The sequence below is a fragment of the Streptosporangium sp. NPDC004631 genome (assembly GCF_053601935.1).
This window is the reverse complement of the sequence record NZ_JBSGCR010000071.1, coordinates 1-3,755: the sequence shown is the minus strand read 5'-3', so window position 1 is coordinate 3,755 and position 3,755 is coordinate 1. Positions and strand designations below refer to the sequence as shown.

Annotated in this window: 1 protein-coding gene, 1 pseudogene and 1 CRISPR repeat array; of the genes and pseudogenes, one reads left to right on the top strand and one right to left on the bottom strand. The window is 68.8% G+C overall.

Annotation, left to right across the window (positions count from 1 at the left end):
• A pseudogene (locus ACWEF2_RS31545) lies at positions 1-95 on the top strand (transposase); the annotation flags it as partial.
• Between the two features lie 32 nt (positions 96-127).
• Here the strand turns inward: ACWEF2_RS31545 and ACWEF2_RS31540 are convergent.
• Positions 128-1,344, bottom strand: a protein-coding gene (locus ACWEF2_RS31540) for an IS3 family transposase (RefSeq protein ID WP_453819900.1) whose coding sequence is annotated in 2 segments (ribosomal slippage) — positions 128-1,032 and positions 1,032-1,344 — 1,218 coding nt in all. Because the reading frame shifts where the segments join, the coding sequence is not laid out codon by codon here.
• Positions 1,345-1,429: 85 nt separating this feature from the next.
• Positions 1,430-3,661: direct repeats of the CRISPR family, unit length 37 nt; unit sequence GTTGCGATCCTCGGTCGCCCCGAAGGGTGACCGCCAC.
• Positions 3,662-3,755 lie beyond the last annotated feature (94 nt).

The window sequence follows — 3,755 nt, the reverse complement described above, 5'->3', positions numbered from 1 at the left end:
TGGGGTTGGAGGTGACCTCGGCCGAAGACGGCGCCGGATGGCTGGCCTTCCTGCGCAATCTTCTCGCTCGCGGCCTGTCGGGGGTGCAGCTGGTCGGGGGTTTGCCCCGATACGTGGACACCGGCTGTCATGCGGCGAGCGGCACTCTATCGATGCTCTGCTGCTCATAGTCGATCGGGCTGAGGTATTTGAGGGCGGAATGCCTTCTGCGGGTGTTGTAGCGGGTGATCCATCTGAAGACGGCCAGGCGGGCCTCATGCGCTGAGGGCCAGCGCTTGGCGCCCTGGAGGGTCTCGCGTTTGAGGGTGGCGTTGAAGGCCTCGGCAGCACTGTTGTCGGCGCTGGTACCGATGGCGCCCATCGATTGGCGCACACCGAGTTCGGCGCACACCGTGGCGAAGTCGGCGGCGGTGTACTGGCTGCCATGATCGGAGTGAAAGATCGTCCCGGCCAGGCTGCCGCGCGTCGCAGCGGCGGCCCGCAGCGCGCCGGTCACCAGCTCGGTGCGCATGTGATCGGCGATCGACCAGCCCACCAGCCGACGCGAGCACAAGTCCAGCACGGTCGCCAGGTACAGGAACTCGCCATCACCAACGGGCAGGTAGGTGATGTCGCCAACGTAGCGCTGGTTCGGCGCCCCGGCGGTGAAGTCCCGCTTGATCAGATCGGGCACCTTCCGATGCGAGGGCTCGGGCACCGTGGTGCACACCTTCTTACGCAGGTGCACCCCGACGATGCCGAAGCGGCGCATGACGCGGGCGACACGCTTGTGGTTGACCTTCCGGCCCTTCCCGCGCAATTCAGCGGTGACGCGTGGGCTGCCGTACGTCCCGTCGAACTCACCGTGGATCTGCCTGATCTCCTCAGCCAGGACAGCGTCGGCCGCGGCGCGGGCTGCCCGGTCGGGCGCGGCCTTACGCCACCGGTAGAAGCCGGAGCGGGAGATCCCCATGACTCGGCACAGCCGCTTCACGCCGAAGGCGCCCGCGTGGTCGGCGACGAACTCGAAGCGGCTCACCAGTTCGTCTCTCCCGCGAAATACTTGGCCGCCCGGCGCAGAATGTCGCGCTCCAGCTCCAACTCCCGGATCCGGGCCTTGAGCTGCTTGTTCTCCTCTTCCAGCACGTCGTCGGACGATAGCGGGCCGCTCGTCGGCCTCTTTGCCGGGGCCGCCTTCCTCGCCCCGGCGGCGCCGTCCGCGCGGGCCTGCTTCACCCACAGGCGCAGGGTCTCGCGGTTGATGCCCAGGTCCTGGGCCACCGACGCGTACGTCCGCGCCGGGTCAGACAGGTACAACGCGATGGCGTCCGCCTTGAACTCCGGCGGATACGACTTCATCGCCACGCAGAACTCCTTGCCTCCGGATGTCCATCATCCGGCACTCAAGGTGTCCACACATCGGGGGAAAGACCCACGGCGGCGCCGGCGGGTTGCGATCCTCGGTCGCCCCGAAGGGTGACCGCCACGAAGCGGCGCGGCGACGGGGTTTGACCGGATGGACGTTGCGATCCTCGGTCGCCCCGAAGGGTGACCGCCACAGCTTGCCGATCCACGCCGCCGGGTTGATCTTCGAGTTGCGATCCTCGGTCGCCCCGAAGGGTGACCGCCACCCGCTCCTGCGGGCTGTACGGGTGTTCTCCAACGGGGTTGCGATCCTCGGTCGCCCCGAAGGGTGACCGCCACGTCAACTCGGGGACGTAGTTCGCGACCGCGAACCGGTTGCGATCCTCGGTCGCCCCGAAGGGTGACCGCCACTTGTGGGATCGCTGGCCCGGCATGAGGCCCTGTACCTGTTGCGATCCTCGGTCGCCCCGAAGGGTGACCGCCACATCCTCAGCACCGGGGAAGATGGCGCGACGCTGATGTTGCGATCCTCGGTCGCCCCGAAGGGTGACCGCCACACCCTCAAGGGTTTACCGGCCTTCGGGGACTGTGAGAGTTGCGATCCTCGGTCGCCCCGAAGGGTGACCGCCACGCAAATTCGCCGGCAGCGGCGCAAGCCGCGCAGGAGGTTGCGATCCTCGGTCGCCCCGAAGGGTGACCGCCACCCTCCGGGGTCGAGCTCACCGTCGCCCTGGAGACGCCGTTGCGATCCTCGGTCGCCCCGAAGGGTGACCGCCACTCGTCGGTACGGGTGCCGGGCCACCGCCAGTACAGGTGTTGCGATCCTCGGTCGCCCCGAAGGGTGACCGCCACGGTGCTGCTGGGGCTCACGGTCGAGGACTACCTCGGCGTTGCGATCCTCGGTCGCCCCGAAGGGTGACCGCCACCAGCGGGGCGCGGGGCTCAAGGCCCCGCGCCCCGTTGTTGCGATCCTCGGTCGCCCCGAAGGGTGACCGCCACACCCCGGGTGAAGCCGATCACCTGGGCGTCCACTGTGTTGCGATCCTCGGTCGCCCCGAAGGGTGACCGCCACAGGCGCTCATGCTGGATTACGGCGTACGGAGTATCGTTGCGATCCTCGGTCGCCCCGAAGGGTGACCGCCACTCATCCGCTCGGCGCGAACCTGCTGCTCATCGGTGAGGTTGCGATCCTCGGTCGCCCCGAAGGGTGACCGCCACCGCCCCGGTGCGGCTCACCGCCCCCGAAGTCGAGATGTTGCGATCCTCGGTCGCCCCGAAGGGTGACCGCCACCGCGCTCCTACTGATCCCTGCCGGGATCGCCGACGGGTTGCGATCCTCGGTCGCCCCGAAGGGTGACCGCCACGCGTCGCGTTCGACGTCGCCTCGCCCTCGGTCCAGGTCGTTGCGATCCTCGGTCGCCCCGAAGGGTGACCGCCACGGCGGCCTCGTCGTCCTCCTGCGGGTCCCGGACCTCGTTGCGATCCTCGGTCGCCCCGAAGGGTGACCGCCACCAGCGGAAGCCGCCGGGGTGTCCCAGCGCACCATGCAGTTGCGATCCTCGGTCGCCCCGAAGGGTGACCGCCACCGCCACCATGAGCAGGAAAACGGCGTCCTCCTGGGTGTTGCGATCCTCGGTCGCCCCGAAGGGTGACCGCCACCCCCCGTGAAGGTCTCCTTCGCGGAGGCCGACCGGTTGCGATCCTCGGTCGCCCCGAAGGGTGACCGCCACTACCTCGTCTGCGGCCACGCACCATGAGCCCTCCGCGTTGCGATCCTCGGTCGCCCCGAAGGGTGACCGCCACGTTGAAAGGCCGGCCCGCTCAGGCCGGACAGCGTGTAGTTGCGATCCTCGGTCGCCCCGAAGGGTGACCGCCACGTTCGTCGCCGCGATGAACACCAGCCGGGACGGATCCGTTGCGATCCTCGGTCGCCCCGAAGGGTGACCGCCACCGCCGACGAACTCGACCACCTCATCGAGTCCGCGATGTTGCGATCCTCGGTCGCCCCGAAGGGTGACCGCCACGCCGGGGGCTGGGCGGCCGTGGGGGAGGGGAGGGGGTTGCGATCCTCGGTCGCCCCGAAGGGTGACCGCCACCCCGCACGTAACGCCTCGACTCGTCGAGGAGGCAGCGTTGCGATCCTCGGTCGCCCCGAAGGGTGACCGCCACCCGGTGGAGCGGGACTGGCTCGCGTCCCGGCAGACCAGTTGCGATCCTCGGTCGCCCCGAAGGGTGACCGCCACCGCACGAAAATCGTCGGCCTATTTTCCTAGCTAGGAAGTTGCGATCCTCGGTCGCCCCGAAGGGTGACCGCCACTAGAGCCTGTACGGAGTTCGGATCTTTAAGCTGGCCGGAGGCTTCGGATCCATAAGACGGCTCCGCGTAGGTGCAGGCCGGCCAGATAGCTGTC